Annotated in this window: 14 protein-coding genes; 8 read left to right on the top strand and 6 right to left on the bottom strand. The window is 65.0% G+C overall.

What is annotated here, in order from left to right; genetic code table 11:
- Nucleotides 1–46: 46 nt before the first annotated feature.
- Entirely contained in the window at nucleotides 47–1,273 is a 1,227-nt protein-coding gene (locus KQI11_RS08945) for an LCP family protein (protein ID WP_216401874.1), read from the bottom strand.
- A gap of 220 nt (nucleotides 1,274–1,493) precedes the next feature.
- Here KQI11_RS08945 and ung point away from each other — a divergent pair, with 220 nt between their 5' ends.
- From ung to KQI11_RS08920, 5 genes are all read left to right on the top strand, one after another.
- Entirely contained in the window at nucleotides 1,494–2,186 is a 693-nt protein-coding gene (ung, locus tag KQI11_RS08940; RefSeq protein WP_216401873.1) for a uracil-DNA glycosylase, read from the top strand.
- 923 nt (nucleotides 2,187–3,109) lie between these two features.
- Nucleotides 3,110–3,475, top strand: coding sequence for a GntR family transcriptional regulator (locus KQI11_RS08935; RefSeq protein WP_044993078.1), 366 nt, complete (start codon nucleotides 3,110–3,112; stop codon nucleotides 3,473–3,475).
- Between the two features lies 1 nt (nucleotide 3,476).
- Nucleotides 3,477–4,181 (top strand): ABC transporter ATP-binding protein, encoded by a 705-nt coding sequence (locus tag KQI11_RS08930; RefSeq protein ID WP_185916253.1) that lies wholly within the window; start codon nucleotides 3,477–3,479, stop codon nucleotides 4,179–4,181.
- Nucleotides 4,175–4,978, top strand: a complete 804-nt coding sequence (locus tag KQI11_RS08925; protein ID WP_185916252.1) for a hypothetical protein — start codon at nucleotides 4,175–4,177, stop codon at nucleotides 4,976–4,978. Before KQI11_RS08930 ends, KQI11_RS08925 begins: the two co-directional genes overlap by 7 nt.
- Before the next feature lie 78 nt (nucleotides 4,979–5,056).
- Nucleotides 5,057–5,206 (top strand): hypothetical protein, encoded by a 150-nt coding sequence (locus KQI11_RS08920; protein WP_216401872.1) that lies wholly within the window; start codon nucleotides 5,057–5,059, stop codon nucleotides 5,204–5,206.
- 116 nt (nucleotides 5,207–5,322) lie between these two features.
- On the opposite strand, the gene KQI11_RS08915 is transcribed toward KQI11_RS08920, so the two are convergent.
- From KQI11_RS08915 to KQI11_RS08905, 3 genes are all read right to left on the bottom strand, one after another.
- Nucleotides 5,323–6,669, bottom strand: a complete 1,347-nt coding sequence (locus tag KQI11_RS08915) for an MATE family efflux transporter (protein WP_353653957.1) — start codon at nucleotides 6,667–6,669, stop codon at nucleotides 5,323–5,325.
- A 102-nt stretch (nucleotides 6,670–6,771) separates the two neighbouring features.
- Complete coding sequence (locus tag KQI11_RS08910) at nucleotides 6,772–7,344, bottom strand: TetR/AcrR family transcriptional regulator (protein ID WP_185916250.1); 573 nt, start codon at nucleotides 7,342–7,344, stop codon at nucleotides 6,772–6,774.
- An 886-nt stretch (nucleotides 7,345–8,230) separates the two neighbouring features.
- Nucleotides 8,231–9,268, bottom strand: a complete 1,038-nt coding sequence (locus KQI11_RS08905) for an ABC transporter substrate-binding protein (protein WP_216401871.1) — start codon at nucleotides 9,266–9,268, stop codon at nucleotides 8,231–8,233.
- A 185-nt stretch (nucleotides 9,269–9,453) separates the two neighbouring features.
- Here KQI11_RS08905 and KQI11_RS08900 point away from each other — a divergent pair, with 185 nt between their 5' ends.
- The 3 genes from KQI11_RS08900 to KQI11_RS08890 all read left to right on the top strand — a co-directional run bounded on the left by KQI11_RS08900 (nucleotide 9,454) and on the right by KQI11_RS08890 (nucleotide 12,119).
- Nucleotides 9,454–10,014: a DUF3795 domain-containing protein gene (locus KQI11_RS08900; protein WP_216401870.1), complete on the top strand. Its 561-nt coding sequence runs from the start codon at nucleotides 9,454–9,456 to the stop codon at nucleotides 10,012–10,014.
- 819 nt (nucleotides 10,015–10,833) lie between these two features.
- A complete protein-coding gene (locus KQI11_RS08895) occupies nucleotides 10,834–11,421 on the top strand; it encodes a methyltransferase family protein (protein WP_216401869.1) in 588 nt (195 codons plus the stop codon).
- Between the two features lie 212 nt (nucleotides 11,422–11,633).
- Nucleotides 11,634–12,119 (top strand): SAM-dependent methyltransferase, encoded by a 486-nt coding sequence (locus KQI11_RS08890; protein WP_353653956.1) that lies wholly within the window; start codon nucleotides 11,634–11,636, stop codon nucleotides 12,117–12,119.
- Between the two features lie 165 nt (nucleotides 12,120–12,284).
- Here KQI11_RS08890 and KQI11_RS08885 read toward each other — a convergent pair whose 3' ends face one another.
- Together KQI11_RS08885 and KQI11_RS08880 are read right to left on the bottom strand one after the other, a co-directional pair.
- Nucleotides 12,285–13,103, bottom strand: coding sequence for an ABC transporter permease (locus tag KQI11_RS08885; RefSeq protein WP_021660676.1), 819 nt, complete (start codon nucleotides 13,101–13,103; stop codon nucleotides 12,285–12,287).
- The gene (locus KQI11_RS08880; RefSeq protein ID WP_185916245.1) at nucleotides 13,100–13,861 is read right to left on the bottom strand and encodes an ABC transporter ATP-binding protein; all 762 of its coding nucleotides are present in this window, start codon (nucleotides 13,859–13,861) and stop codon (nucleotides 13,100–13,102) included. Before KQI11_RS08880 ends, KQI11_RS08885 begins: the two co-directional genes overlap by 4 nt.
- Between the last annotated feature and the right edge of the window lie 308 nt (nucleotides 13,862–14,169).

The following is a 14,169-nucleotide window of genomic DNA, read 5'->3' as shown; positions in this document are numbered from 1 at the left end:
TTGCCGCCGTCAGGCGGCGAGGAGAGCGCCGTTGCTCAAAGTGCCCTCAGCTGGGCATGATGTCGTTGTAGATGAAGTCGTGCAGCTTCTGGGTGGTGACCGCGTCGTCAAAGGTCATGTAGTAGGTGCCGTTGATCTTCTCCCCCTTGTAGTCCGAATCGGTGGGGAAGCGGGTGGTCACCATGGTGGGCTTTTGCAGGGCCATCGGGGCGTAGCCCATCAGGGTGCCAAAGTCGAGGGAGGTCTTGGTGAGCCCCAGCAGGTCTTTGGCCAGCTGGGGGTACCTGGTGGGGTTCATGGCCAGGGCCTTGTTGAACAGCTGCATTAGGACGGTGCGCTGCCGCTCGGTCCGCTCGAAGTCGCCGTTGCCCACATAGCGGATGCGGGAGTAGGCGACGGCTTGAATGCCGTTGAGGGTCTGGGTGCCGCCCGATTTCACGTACGTTGCCGGTTTCCCAGTGGCTTCGGCCTGCTCTCTGACGCTTGCATTGAGATTGTCCACCTCGTTGTCCTTCACGTCGATGGTCACCCCGCCCACGGCGTCCACGATCTCGGCCATGTTGGCAAAGTCCACGGTGGCGAAGTCGGTGATGTCCAGATCGAAGTTTTCGTTGAGGGTGCGAACGGCCAGCTCGGCCCCGCCGAAGGCGTAGGCGTGGGTGATCTTGTCCATCCCCCGGCCGGGGATGTTGACATAGGCGTCCCGCATGATGGAGGAGAGCTTGACCTTGTTGTGGTTTTTGTCGATGGAGAGGATGATGATGGAGTCGGAGCGGGTGCCCTTGTCCAGGAGGCCGTTGCGGCTGTCGACGCCGAAGAGGGCGATGTTCTTGACGTTTTTGTCGATCACCGAGTCAAAGCCCAGCTCGGCCTCGTTGAGTTCCACCGGGTCGTAGCTGCCGGCGATGTCCATCAGGACATAGGCGGCGGTGCCTCCCGCGATCCCCAGCACCACCAGTACGGGGATGAGGATCTTCAGCCAGAGCTTCATCTTTTTCTTGCCGTTTTTCTTCCGTTTCGGCTCTTTTTTGCCCATGTTGGACGCCTCCCTTCCATTCCTGTCCGCTTCCTGCCCCTGGCCGGCTGCGCGGCGGGGGGCGGCGCTCTTTTTCTCCTCGCCCTTGCCGGTGCGAGAGGGGACCTCGTCCTCCTCCAACAGGTTGGGGGAGTGGGGGCGAGGGGCGGGCCGGGCCGGGATGTCCCGCCCCGGCTTGGGGATGTCGTCTAAGTCCAAGATGTTAAACGGATCGTCTCCGCGAATGGGTTTTGCCATCTGCTGTACCTCCTTGTGCGCGCGATACAGGGTTTACACATGGCAACTAGTATACGACATTTTCTGCAAAAAGGCAAACGGCGGCCCGGGCGTTTTTATGAAGGTTCTCTTAACAATCGCCGGCGGCGGGGAATGGACAGCCCCGCCTCCCCTGTGGTAAGATAGGGATCAGAAAAGCGCAGCCGGCCCGGGGCGTTGGGGCGGCAGGGGAGGGACGCCGGTGTTTGAAAAATTGGGCGATTGGAGCCAGGTGTTAAAGGGCGAGTTTGCCAAGCCCTATTTTGAGGAACTCGTGCGGCGGGTACAGCAGGAGTACCGCACCGCCACCGTCTATCCGCCGCAGGGGAGCGTCTTTCGCGCCTTTTTGATGACCCCCTACCAGCGGGTGCGGGTGGTCTTGCTGGGGCAGGACCCCTACCACGGCCCGGGCCAGGCCATGGGGATGAGCTTCTCGGTCCCCCCCGGCGTGCCGCTGCCCCCGTCTTTGCAAAACATCTATCAGGAGCTCTGGAACGACCTGGACATCCCCCCCTCGCCCAGCGGCTACCTGGGCCCCTGGGCGGAGCAGGGGGTCTTCCTTTTGAACAGCAGCCTCACCGTGCGCAGGGGGCAGGCGGGGTCCCACCGGGCCCTGGGCTGGCAGCAGTTCACCGACGCGGTGATCGAAAAGCTGGGGGAGAGGGAGGCGCCCATGGTCTTTTTGCTCTGGGGGGCCGACGCCCGCTCCAAGGTGCCCCTCATCAAGGGGCCCCAGCACCTGATCCTGCAGGCCCCCCACCCCAGCCCCCTCTCGGCCTTCCGGGGGTTTTTCGGCTGTCGCCACTTCTCCAAGGCCAACGCCTTTTTGCAGCAGCACTACGGCCAGGGCATCGACTGGGACCTCTCCCACCCGCCCCGGGAGCCGGCGCAGTAGCCGGCGGAAAAACTTGCCTTTTAAGAGGACCCTGCCCATGGAGGCGGGGCTCTTTTTTTGCCCTGGCGGCGCGGCCGCTTGGCCGGGGAAGTGGGGCGCGGCCCTCGCCTCCTCTTGATTTCGCGTAGGGGTTGAAGGGGCGGCCTGAAAGTCCACCAAGAGGGCTTGGGGAAAGGCTGTTCCAGCGGCGGAAAATTGCAAAAGCAGGGGGGGAACGGCGCCGGGCGGCAGGGTGCAGGGCGGCCCCCAGCGCCCAGCGCCGCCGCATCGCTTTGCAGGTGCGAAAAATGGCTCGCGCTGGGGAAGGGATTGGGTCGCCAAGGGGGGGAGCGGGTTTTCGCTGGGCGGTGGGCGGAAGAGGGGGAAAAAGGAGTCTCCGCCCTTCCCCGCGCCTTTTTGTGCTTTGGAGTTCGGTTTGACTGCGGGAGCGCTATAGCGCCCTTTTTGCCGCGGGGAGGGGGAAAAAGCCGGCTGCTGTGCGGGCGAGTTGGACGCCGAGAGGGCGACTGGGTTTGTGCTCTGCAGCTGTTTGTCCGGCCTTGATGTCCCTGCCTTGCAAGGGGCGGCGTGTTGCACGTGGGCCGTTTTCCCCCCTCCCGGCGCCGCGGCGGTTGGAGGGTTTGCGGCCGTTGTCTCTTCGCTGTTTTGGCACTCCTTCTTTTAAAGTGGGGTTGCGCTGGGAGGGAGAACAGCTGGTTTGACCTGGCGATTGCCCAGGCGCGGCCAAAAGAGCGCGGCCGCAGGGAGAAACAGGGGGGAGGCCGGGTCGAGCGGGAGGTGCCTGCTGTGGGGGAGGGGGGATAACCGCTCCCTTTAAAAAAATAAAATGATTTGCGCCCAGAGGTTGACAGATGATTCACAAGAGTGTATTATTGTATTAACGACTTAGTACAGTGGTACAATGGGTGGAAAGGAGCGGGGATATGTGGAAAATTGAGAGCGACCGGCCGATCTACCTGCAGCTGGTGGAGACCCTGCAGCAGCAGATCCTGACCGGCGTCTATCCGCCGGGGGGCAAGCTCCCCTCGGTGCGGGACCTGGCCGCCGAGGCGGCGGTCAACCCCAACACCATGCAAAAGGCCCTGGGGGAGTTGGAGCGGCTGGGCCTGGTGTACGCCCAGCGCACCGCAGGCCGGTTTATCACCGACGACAGAGAGAGGCTGGAACAGATGAAAGAGCAGTTGGCCGCCGAGCAGGTGCAGATATTTTTGAAGAAGATGAGTGAGATGGGCCTTTCCCGGCAGGACGTCATTGCCCTGCTGGAGCGGGCGGAAAAGGAGATGGAGTGAGATGAACAGAGACGCCATTATCAGCTGCCAGGGGCTGCAAAAGCGCTACAGCTACAAGCTGGCCCTGAATGGGCTGACCCTGGAGATCCCCCGTGGGAAGATCGTGGGGCTTTTGGGGCCCAACGGCAGCGGCAAGACCACCTTTATCAAACTGGTCAGCGGACTGTTGACCCCCACCGCCGGGGAACTGCTGGTGGGGGGACACCGCCCGGGGGTGGAGAGCAAGCGGATCGTCTCCTACCTGCCCGAGCGCACCTACCTCAACGACTGGATGCGGGTGGAGGGCATTCTGGAGATGTTCTCCGACTTCTACCCCGACTTCAACGAGGCCAAGGCGCGGGATATGCTGGCCCGCCTGGGCATCAATCTCAAAGACAAGCTCAAGACCATGTCCAAGGGCACCAAGGAGAAGGTGCAGTTGATTTTGGTCATGAGCCGGGAGGCGGAGCTCTACTTGCTGGATGAGCCCATCGGCGGGGTGGACCCCGCCGCCCGGGACTACATCCTCGACACCATCATCTCGAACTACAGCGAGAACGCCACCGTCCTCATCTCCACCCACCTGATCTCGGACATTGAAAAGGTGCTCGACGAGGTGGTCTTCATCAAAAACGGCCAGATGGTCCTGCAGTCCTCGGTGGACGACATCCGCGAGAGCCGGGGCGTGTCGGTGGACCAGCTGTTCAGGGAGGAATTCAGATGTTAGGGAAACTGATCAAATACGAGTTCAAGGCCACCGGTCGGCTGTTGCTGCCGGTGTACGGGGCACTGCTGCTCATGGGCGGGGTGGTCAACCTGGGGCTGACGCTGCAGGGCAAGCTGCCGGTGCTCAAGTTCGCCCAGGGGGTCCTCATCTTCGCCTATGTGGCCCTGATGGTGGCGGCCTTCGCCCTCTCCTTCTTTGTGGTGATCTCCCGCTTTTACAAAAACCTCATCTGCGATGAGGGCTACCTGATGTTCACCCTGCCGGTCAAGGCGGGCACCCACCTGCTGGCAAAGACGGTGGTCTCCACCGTCTGGAGCGTGGGCACCTGTCTGGTGGCGGTGGGCTCCCTGCTGCTGATGGGGGTCGGACACGGCATCATCAGCAAGCTGCCCGACGCCCTGCGGATGGCCGATGCCGCCATGAAGGGCGAACTGGGGATGGGGATGAGCGAACTCCTCCTCTGGACCATCTTCACGGTCCTGGTCTCGCTGGTGGTGACAAACCTCATGTGCTACCTCTCCATCTCCATCGGGCAGTTTGGGCGGGGCCACCGGATCCTCACCTCGGTGGGGGCCTACCTGGTCCTCAACGTGGTGATCCAGAGCATCTCCACCGTGGCGCTGCTCATCGCCTGCCTCTTCACCGGGCTGGACTTCTTCGGCGACGTCCCCCTGGGGCAGATGGCCGGCTTCCTGCGGATGGTCTTTGCCCTCTCCATCGGCCTCAACGTCCTTTTCGGCGGCTGCTTCTACGTGGGCTCCAACTTCATCCTCTCCAGAAAGCTCAATCTGGAGTAGGGTATCGGGATACAGCGGAGAGAGGAGGGGATTTCCCTGAAGCGGATACAGCTGTCGGCCCTGCGCCGGCTGACCCAGTTGCTGGCCGCCCTGGCGGGCGTCGCCGGGCTGGCGCTGGGCATCTGGGCCCTGCTTTCGGCCCGGGTCTCGGCGGGGGGACTGCTCCTCTGCGCCCTGGTCTGCGGGGTGATGTTGGCCCCCAATCTGGCCCTCATGGGGCGAAAATAGGGGGATTCCCCCCTGAAAAATATGCAGAGACCGGCCTTTGTTCGAAGGCCGGTCTCTGTGCTGAGCCGGGCGAGTTTTTGTGTGCGAGTGAGGGCGGCCTCTCCCGGTGAGGGCGGCTACTTTTTCGCCGCTGCCGGCAGGGAAGGGGCCCCTTCCCCCCACAAGAGGCGGCGGGCGGCCATCTGGGTGGAGATTGCCGCCACCAGGTGGCCGGCGAGGACGGCGCACCAGATGCCGGTGAGGCCGAAGCCCAGGGCGCTGGCCAGCCAGGCCAGGGGGATGCGCGCGCCCAGGTGGTACAGGGCCGTCAGCAGCATCCCCGTCCCCGGGCGGCCCGCCCCGTTGACGGCCCCCAAAAAGCAGTTGGCGAGCCCGTTGCCGAGATAGCCCACCCCCACCACCAGCAGGTAGCGGGCGGCCAGGGAGACGGCCGCCTCCCCCGAGAGGAAGAGGGCGGCCAGCGGCCGCGCAAGGAGGAGCACCACCGCCGTGAGGGCTGCCAGCAGCCCGCTGCCGAAGAGGAGAGAGGCCCGCAGGTAGTCCCGGGCGCGGTCGGGCCGCCCGGCGCCGACGCACTGGCCGACAATGGCCGTCAGGGCCATGTTCAGGGAGACGGCGGGGTAGAGGAGGACGACTTCCAGCTTGCAGGCCACCCCGTATCCGGCAATGGCCGAGACCCCGTAGCCGCTGACGAGCCCGGTGAGAAAGGCGGTGCTGACGGCGGGGACGCCCTGTTGCACCACCGAGGGGAGGGCGCTTCGGCACAGGGAGAGGAGGAGGCCGCGGTCAAATTGGCGGATGTGGCAGGAAAACAGCCGTTTGCGCGCCAGGTAGACGAGCATGATGGCCAGGGCGGTCATCTGCGAGGTGACGGTGGCGACGGCGGCGCCCGAAAAGCCCAGCCAGTGGATGAAGAGGGGGTCGAGCACCGCGTTGAGGAGGGTGCAGAGGAGCATGGCGATGGCCTGAAAGGCGGTGTTGCCATAGCTTCGCAGCACGGCGGCAAAGTAGTTGTAGAGGAAGACCGAGAGGTAGCCCAGCAGGTAGACGGCCAGGTAGTCCCGGGCCAGGGGGAGGATGTCCGCCGGGGTGCCCAGCCCCCGCAGCAGCAGGGGCAACAGGGCCTCGCTCCCCGCAGTCAGCAGCAGGCAGAGGCCCAGGGAGGCGAAAAACGAGGTGCTCAACAGCCGCTCCCTGGCCGCCCTGTCCTCCGCCCCCACCGCCTGGGAGAGGAGGATGCTCCCCCCGCCCGCCGTGCCCATGGCGATGGCGTTGAGCAGCAGGATGACGGGGGTGGAGGAGGTGAGGGCGGCCATGGCCTCCTCCCCCAGCAGGTTGCCGATCCAGAGGCTGTCCACCAGGTTGTAGGCCATGCTCAAAAAGGTGGCTGCCATCATGGGAAGCGACATCTTCAGCAGCGCCGGCAGGGTCTTTTCCCCTGCAAAGTCGATGGTCGTAGACACAGAAAAACTCCTTTCTGAAAATAGTGAATGAATATCATTCACTTATAGGGCCAAATCAATGCCCTCTTTCGAGGGCGGAGGGACGTGGGGTGAGGGGTGGGGTCAAGAGAGGTTTAGCATCTGCCCGAGGAAGGCGGCGATGCGGGCGATCTTCTCCTCCCGGCTGATGTCCTGGCGGAGAAAGACCCCCCGCTGGCCGTAGATGCAGAAGTCGGCGGCGGTCTCAGGGTCGGCGATACAGGTCTCGCCCCGCTCGTTGGCCAGGCGGATCTGCTGGGCCACCAGGGGCACCAGCAGGGCCGAGAGCCGGGCGATCACCTGCTGGTGAACGGCGCTGTTCTCGGCCGCGTGGGCCAATTTGTAGTAGAAGTTGTCGTCGGTCTCGGTCTCCAGGACGCTGGGGGTGTCCCGCAGCTTCTCCCGCAGGGTGCGGTCGGGGGCGCAGAGGACGGGGGTGGTCTTGTCCAGGAGCATCTGGGCGTAGCGGTCCACCGCCGCGTCGGCGATGGCCTCTTTGGAGGGGAAGTAGCGGTAGCACAGCCCCTGGGAGATGCCCGCCTTTTGAGCGATGTCCGAAATGGAGGTGTGGGAGAACCCCTTTTTGTAAAACAGCTCGATGGCGGTGTCGAGGATCTCCCTGCGGCGCTCCTCCGGCTCCTTGCTGACGCGCGGCATCTGCCTCGCCCCCTTTCTGCCTCTACAGGATAGCACATTCGGCCGAACTTGTCAATGAATGATATTCATTCAGATAAATTGCTTTTTGATTTGCGGGGGAAGGGGCAATTTTTGGGGGGATGCGGCGGTCTGGCGAGGGCGCGGCGGACCTGGGGAGACGGGGGAGAGGACGGCGGGTGCCTATAACGCCTTGGGAAGGGGGGCAGTGGAGAGAGGGGCCGCCGCGGAGTGGGGGAGAGCGCATCCCCCAAAACGGGATATCTGCGGCGGGGGCGGGTGCCTTGGGCGGTGCAGACGGCCCCGGCAGGGGAGCGATTTTTGGGGCGAGTGTTCCCCTTGCCGTTGCTCCCGCCCTTCCCTTGCCCTTGCCCTCGCCCTTTGCCCTTTGCTCTGTCCGGCTCTTTTTCGGAGGGCGGCCGAGGGGGTGGGGACGACCTGCGGGGGCAGCCCTTTCGGCCGGGCGGTCGCCGAATGGGGGCACGGAAAAGATCTCTGGCCGGGGGACCGCGTTTTTGGGCGGTGTGACTGGGGTCTGCGGCGGGGCGGGCGGAGGCCTCCGCTCGCGGGGGGACGGCGCTCCTGCAGAGAGGTGTGGGACAGGGGGGAGGCCCGCGCTGGCGGCGGCGTTTTTTTGGCCCCTGCACAGGACCCGGGCGAGGGGTGCAAGCTGTCCGCCCCGCCTGCACCTGCCGGCCGGCGGGGTGTCGGCTGCGCCTGCCCCCCCTCCTTTGCCCGCGGGGGACGCGTCCCGGGCCGAATGGCGGGGGGAGTGGGGGACGGGCAAAACGAGAGACAGGCGGAGTTCTCCGCCTGTCTCTCGTTTCTCTGCGCCCCATCCGGCCGCACGGTGCGGGGAAAAGGGGGCGAGAGCGCATCTGCCGAGGGGTCAGCCGTTTGCCTTGGCGGTCTCGGCGAAGGTGTTGTTGACCAGCTTGTCGTAGTCGGCCTTCTGCTTGAGTTCGCCCGCTTCGGTCATCACGTCCTGCAGCCGCTCAAAGGACTCCCGCTCCATCACCGGGTCGGTGGACCAGGCGTCGATGTCCTTGTAGCGCTGCACCACGGTGGTCAAAAGCTCCACGTCGGTGTCGGCAAAGGAGGGGGCGATGGCCTCGGCCACCTCTTTGGCGCTGTGGCTCTGCACCCACTGCTGGCCTTTGTAGACGGCGTTGGTGAACCGCTGCACCAGGTCGGGGTTTTTCTCGATGAAGTCCTTGCTGGCAAAGTAGGCGGTGTAGGGGATCTCGCCGCTCTCCTCGCCGATAGAGGCCACGATGTAGCCGCGGCCCTCCTTCTCCAGCATGGAGGCGGTGGGCTCGAAGAGGGCGACATAGTCGCCGTTGCCGCCGGTGAAGGCGCCGGCCATGGCCGAGAACTGGATGCTGTCGTCCAGCGTCAGGTCGGTGCCGGGGATGAGGCCGTTCTGGCGCAGGACGTGGCCCAGGGTCATGTAGGGGACGCCGCCCTTGCGGCCGGGCAGCAGCGTGGTGCCCTTGAGTTTGGACCAGCTGAAGTTGTCGTCCTTCTCCCGGCCCACCAGGAAGGAGCCGTCCCGCTTGGTCAGCTGGGCAAAGACCTGGCTGTAGTTTTCCTTGCCCTCGTTGTAGATGTAGATGGCGGCTTCCGGCCCGCCGAAGCCCACGTCGATGGAGCCGGAGAGGACGCCGGTCATCACCTTGTCGGTGCCCTGGCCCACCGACAGGTCGATGTCGATGCCCTCCTCCTCGAAGAAGCCCAGGTTGATGGCGGCGTACTGGGGGGCGTAGAAGACCGAGTGGGTGACCTCGTTGACGGTGACCTTGGTCAGGGCCTTGTCGCCCTCGCCCTTCTTCTCGCCGCAGCCGGTGAAGGCGCCCAGCGCCAGGGCGGCTGCCAGGGTGCCCGCGGCCAGGCGGGCGGTGCGGGTTTGCCAGCTTTTTTTCTGCATACTATGTATCTCCCTTTCCTGTTGGATTTGTGAAGCGGGGTTACGACGTAGTCTATGTAAAAATGGGCCCCGGGGTTCCCCTTTTGGCGGGAAAATTGGCCAATTGGTTGTCCTTTGGGGGAAAAGGGAGTATCCTTTTTGGTACAGACATCCGCCCGCCGGGGCGCCAAAAAGGAGCGATCGCCGTGAAGGATTTTGCCAGAGAGGACCTGCTGCTCTCCCTCTGTGGGCTGTGCTGTGGCCTCTGCCCGATGCAGCTGGGCGGCCACTGCCCCGGCTGCGGCGGGGGGCCGGGCAACCAGCCCTGCGCCATTGCCCGCTGCAGTGGGGAGCACGGCGGGGTGGCCTACTGCTCCCTCTGCGACGAGTACCCCTGCCGGCGGTACGCGCAGCCCGAGCCCTTTGACTCCTTTATCACCCACCGCAACCGGCGGGAGAACCTGGAGCGGGTGCGGGGGAGCGGTGCCGCCGCCTTTCGCGCCGAGCAGGAGGAGCGGCGGGCCGCCCTCGACGAGCTGTTGGCCGGCTACAACGACGGCCGGCGCAAGACCTTTTTCTGCCTGGCCTGCAACCTGCTGGAGTGCGGGGAAATCCGCCGGGCGCTGGCGCGGCTGCGGGAGGAGACATCGCCCCGGCAGCCCCTCAAGGAGCGGGCCGCGCTGGCGGTGGAATTGTTGGAGGGGGCAGCCGCCCGCCAGGGGGTGACCCTCAAGTTGCGCCGCAAGCCCCGGGAGAAGAGGGGGTAGGCGGTCGCCCCGGGGGGACGTGGATCGAAATGTCCGCGGCTGCCGCCCGGCGGGCGGGTGGCGAGTCGTTCCCCTGCGCGGGGCGGGTGAGTCGAAATGGCACCCCGGCGAAACCGATGACCGGGAAGGGGGGCTCTCTCCTGCGCGGGGTGGGTCGAAAGAGCGGTCGGCTGTGCGTGCAATTTGCGCGTCCATGGTCTCGCTCCTCCGCGGGACGGGCGGGCAAAACGGCTGGGATGCGGCCGGGGCCTGCGGTGTGCGGGACAGTTCTCTCCTGGCTGGGGGGGAGGAGGATTTTTTGCCGGCGGCGGAAGCCTTTTCGCTGTTCCTGTCTCCCGCGGGAGGGTAGGTTAAAATGCCCAAACTGCCGGTGTGCGCATCGCCCGGCGATGTCTCCTTCTGCGGGAGGGGCAAATCGAAACATGGTGCCGGGGTGTGGGTCTTGTGCCTTCGACAATTCCCCGCGCGGGGGTGGGGATCGAAATGAAATCCTGCTGATTGCCTACTCCCTGGATGGCGGGTCGTCCCCCACGCGGGGGCGTGGATCGAAATTTCGAGAGCAAGGGCGCGATGGTGGAGAGAGGCGTCGTCTCCCACGCGAGGGGGGCGGATCGAAATTTGCCGCACTTGGTGCGGCGCAACCAGTTCGGTGCGTCGCATCCCACACGGGTATGTAGATGGAAGTGCGAACGCTGATATCGCGGTGCCCTCCGCCGCAAATTGCCCCCCCGGTGCGGGGGAGAGGAGGCGACGTTTGGACAATAGCGGCGCTTTGCCGGTCGCCCCTCTGCAGGGGGGCGGGAGAGAGGGGGAGAGGGGATGGCCATTCAAATTGCCGCCCTGGCGATCTTGGCGGCCTTTTACGGTGTCTACCTGGGCAAGATGTTGGCCCAGCGCAGGCGGGGGATCCGCACCGACCAGATGGCCCGGGGGAACAAGAGGGGGCGGCTCTTCTGGACCGAGTTGCTGCTGAAGGGGGTCACCTGCGCCGTGGCCTTGGCCGAGGCGGCCTGCGCCCTGGCCGACTGGAACAGCGCCCCCACCTGGCTGCGCTGGCTGGGGTTGGGGCTGGCGGCCGCGGGGGTCGGGGTGTTTGCCGCCTCGGTCTACACCATGCGCGACAGCTGGCGGGCGGGCATCCCCCGGGAGGGGGAGACCGAACTGGTCACCGCCGGCATCTATCGCTTTAGCCGCAACCCGGCCTTTCTCGGTTTTGACTTGACCTATCTGGGGCTGCTGCTGGCCTTTTGGAACCCCCTCCTCCTCGCCCTCTCCTGCCTGGCGGCGGTGCTTTTGCACCTGCAGATCTTGCAGGAAGAGGCCTTTCTCCCCGCCGCCTTTGGCCCAGCCTACACCCGCTACCGCAGCCGGGTCTGCCGCTACCTGGGCAGGCGGCGGCCGCGCTAGAGAGAAAAAACGGAGCCCCTTTCACAGCTGTGAAAGGGGCTCCGTTTGGGTGGGGGAGAGATACGGCCCTTGGCGGTCCGCTGCCACGGCCGCCTTCTTTGGCATGTCGCGGTGCAGGGAGGAGTTTTTTGAAAAGGGGGTTGTAGTGTTCCCACACTTCGCTATACTGGCAGTAGCGGCGCTGCTCAAAAACGAATTGGGAGGAAATGACCGTGCAAAATGCAACCCATCTGACCCTGTCGCCCATCGGCGTTGTCCGCGCCGAGAGCGGCGCCTTTCGCCTGGAGGTGGCGCCGCCCTATCGCCCCGCCCTCGCCGGGCTGGAGGGCTTTTCCCACCTGCAGATCCTCTGGTGGTTTTCCGGCTGCGAGGACGCGCGTTCCCGCGCCAGCCGCACCGAGGAGGCACCCTACCGGCGCGGACCGGCCCTGCTGGGCACCTTCGCCACCCGCTCCCCCCAGCGGCCCAACCCCATCGCCCTCTCCTGCGCGGGGGTGTTGGGGATAGACCGGGAGAGGGGCGTCCTCGCCCTGGACTACCTGGACGCCGAGGACGGCAGCCCGGTGCTCGACATCAAGCCCTATCTGTCCAGCCTCGACCGGGTGGGGGCCCCGGGCGTGCCCGACTGGTGCGCCCACTGGCCGGCCAGCGTGGAGGAGAGCGGCGACTTTGACTGGGGGGCGGAGTTCTCCTTTTAGCTGGTGCGCCCGCGGCCCTGCCGCTTGGGCACCGCGCCACCGGGGGCAGGGGAGGCGGGGCTTCCCCCCGCCCGGTGCGGCAAGGGACAAAAACGGCGGGCAGATCCCCTCTCACAGGGATCTGCCCGCCGTTTGCTCGGTCGGAGAGGGGGACGCACCGCCTTTTCACGCGGTGTGTTGCAGCCGCCGGTCGACCCATTTTTCCAGCAGGACGACGCACTGGTAGAGCAGGGCCGCCACCACCGCCAGAATGAAGACGCCGGTCATCACCAGATCCATCTGAAAGACCTGGCCGCCATAGACGATCAGGTAGCCCAGCCCGGCCTTGGAGACCAAGAACTCGCCGGCGATGACCCCCACCAGCGAGAGGCCGATGTTGACCTTGAGGGAGTTGAAGAGGGTGTGCAGGTTGGAGGGAAAGACCACCTTGGAAAAGAGCTGCCAGCGGGTGGCCCCGAAGGTGCGCACCATCTTGATGGTCTCCTTGTCGGTGTTGAGAAAGCCGTTTAACATCTCCATCACTGTGACGATGAGGGAGATGGCCAGGGCCATGACGATGATGGCCTGGGTGCCCGCCCCCACCCAGATGATGATGACCGGGCCCAGGGCGATTTTGGGCAGGGAGTTGAGCACCACCAGATAGGGCTCGGAGACTTTGGAGAGAAAGGGGGACCACCAGAGCAGGACCGCCAGCCCCACCCCCAACCCAGTGCCCAGCAAAAAGCCGATCAGCGTCTCGTAGCAGGTGACGCCGATATGTAGGGCCAGGTTGTTGTTGGACGCGTTCATCAGCGTCTTGACGATGCGGGACGGCTGGCTCATGACAAAGGCGTCGATGACGCCGACGCGGGCCAACACCTCCCACAGGGCCAAAAGAAAAACCAGGATGAGCACCTGGCAGAGCCGGATGTTCACCTTCCGGCGCCGAATTTTTTTCAGGTAGACGGCCCGCTCTTTGGAGATGGCCGCAGTGGTTGTCATCATTGGTTCAACTCCTTCCAAATCAGGTTGAAGTAGCGGCTGAATGCCGGGTTGTTGCGCCGCTGCAGGGGGGGCAGGTCGGGCTGGTCGAACTCCACCTGGTGCACCGCCTTGACCACCGAGGGCCGGGCCGAGAGGACGATGATCCGGTCGGACATGCTGATGGCCTCGGGGATGTCGTGGGTCACCATCAGGGTGGTTTTGCCCTCCTTCTTGAGGATGCGGTAGATGTCGTCGGTCACCGTCAGCCGGGTCTGGTAGTCCAGGGCGGAGAAGGCCTCGTCCAGCAATAGGATCTGGGGATTGACCGCCAAAGTGCGGATCAGGGCCGCCCGCTGGCGCATCCCCCCCGAGAGCTGCGAGGGGTACTTGTCTCGGAATTCGTAGAGCTCGTAGGTCTTTAGGAGTTTCATGGTCCGCTCCCGGCTTTTTTCGTCCAGCATCCCTCGGATCTCCAGCCCCAGGGTGGCGTTTCGCCAGATGGTGCGCCAGTCCAGCAGATTGTCCTTTTGCAGCATGTAGCCGATCTGTCCGCTGATGCCGCTCACCGGCTCGCCCTCGATGCTGACGGTGCCGTGGGTGGGCTGCTCCAGCCCCGCTATGATGGAGAGGAGGGTCGATTTGCCGCAGCCGCTGGGGCCGACGATGCTGATAAACTCGCCCTCTTTTACCTGAAAGCTGACATTTTCAATGGCAGTCACTTCGCCGTTGTGCGCTTGGTAGGTCTGGGACACTCGGTCCACTTTCAATATCGCGTCCATGCAATCACCTCGATTGTTTACCACAGTATATACGGCGCTTCCCCTGCGCGTCACAGCGGAGGGCCTTGCCGGTTTGCGCTGCGAGGGCCTCTCTCTGCGGGGGGCCTTGTCGAGGGGCGCAAAGGGAAGGGGGCGCTGGAGGGGGCCTGCACGTTTGCCCGGGTGGGCGCTCGGGCATTGCCCCTCCGCGCGGGGAGGAGGGTTTGCTCGTCTGGGGCTTGGCGGGCCGCTTTGTGCGGGCAGCTGTCTGCCCCGCCTGGGCCGTGTGGGGGGCGGCGGCTCCTTGGCGCCTGAACAGACGGTCTTCG

Source organism: Acetanaerobacterium sp. MSJ-12 (genome assembly GCF_018917875.1).
GTDB classification, from domain to species: Bacteria; Bacillota; Clostridia; order Oscillospirales; family Ruminococcaceae; genus Bittarella; species Bittarella massiliensis.
This window is presented reverse-complemented; position numbering and strand designations above follow the sequence as displayed.

Coding starts and splice junctions, on each gene's coding strand:
- KQI11_RS08935 (WP_044993078.1), top strand. CDS start 3,110: ATGTGGAAAATTGAGAGCGACCGGCCGATCTACCTGCAGCTGGTGGAG.
- KQI11_RS08885 (WP_021660676.1), bottom strand. CDS start 13,103: ATGATGACAACCACTGCGGCCATCTCCAAAGAGCGGGCCGTCTACCTG.
- KQI11_RS08925 (WP_185916252.1), top strand. CDS start 4,175: ATGTTAGGGAAACTGATCAAATACGAGTTCAAGGCCACCGGTCGGCTG.
- KQI11_RS08910 (WP_185916250.1), bottom strand. CDS start 7,344: ATGCCGCGCGTCAGCAAGGAGCCGGAGGAGCGCCGCAGGGAGATCCTC.
- KQI11_RS08905 (WP_216401871.1), bottom strand. CDS start 9,268: ATGCAGAAAAAAAGCTGGCAAACCCGCACCGCCCGCCTGGCCGCGGGC.
- KQI11_RS08895 (WP_216401869.1), top strand. CDS start 10,834: ATGGCCATTCAAATTGCCGCCCTGGCGATCTTGGCGGCCTTTTACGGT.
- KQI11_RS08880 (WP_185916245.1), bottom strand. CDS start 13,861: ATGGACGCGATATTGAAAGTGGACCGAGTGTCCCAGACCTACCAAGCG.
- KQI11_RS08945 (WP_216401874.1), bottom strand. CDS start 1,273: ATGGCAAAACCCATTCGCGGAGACGATCCGTTTAACATCTTGGACTTA.
- KQI11_RS08930 (WP_185916253.1), top strand. CDS start 3,477: ATGAACAGAGACGCCATTATCAGCTGCCAGGGGCTGCAAAAGCGCTAC.